The sequence below is a fragment of the Brucella grignonensis genome, assembly GCF_002252505.1.
GTDB lineage: Bacteria > Pseudomonadota > Alphaproteobacteria > Rhizobiales > Rhizobiaceae > Brucella > Brucella grignonensis.
Genome location: NZ_NNRL01000038.1, coordinates 1 through 495, shown reverse-complemented (window position 1 = coordinate 495; position 495 = coordinate 1). Strand labels below are relative to the sequence as shown.

Below are 495 nucleotides of genomic sequence, written 5' to 3'. Positions count from 1 at the left end.
GCATTATGAAGGGATCGGATGCCCTCATGGCTAGGCACCCGGACGCATATCAGAAATGACAGGAGGCAAGGCCGTGGTAGCCCTCATTCCAAGTGAGCTTGGGCGGCGCGTATGAGATCTCGGGAGAGCGGGACCGTCGCCTTGTCGTTACGCATGATCGCGACGACGAGACGGCGCATCCGAGGCCGGACAATCCGAACCTTCCTGCATCCCAAGTCGGCTATCAACCGGTCCGGGATGCGTTCTGGCAGCACGCAAACGCCGACACCGACTGCCACCAGCCTCAGCATGGCGTAGACGGTCTCCGTTTCCGCGGCGATCTCGGCTCTGATACCGCTCGACTGGAGCATTTTCCCCAACGCGTAGTGTGCGGGGAACGCGACGAACCGCGGTCGTGTTGCGGTCAAATCGATTTCGTCGGGGAAGGCATGCTCGGTGGAGCAGATCAGGGACATCTCGTCCTCGAATAGGCGCGTCGACGCGACGGCGTCGGTG

1 protein-coding gene is annotated in these 495 nt (G+C 61.8%); it reads right to left on the bottom strand.

Annotated elements, in window-relative coordinates:
• Positions 1 to 83: 83 nt before the first annotated feature.
• On the bottom strand, positions 84 to 495 hold a 412-nt coding region (locus CEV33_RS00615; RefSeq protein ID WP_141211520.1), incomplete at its 5' end, for a LysR family transcriptional regulator substrate-binding protein.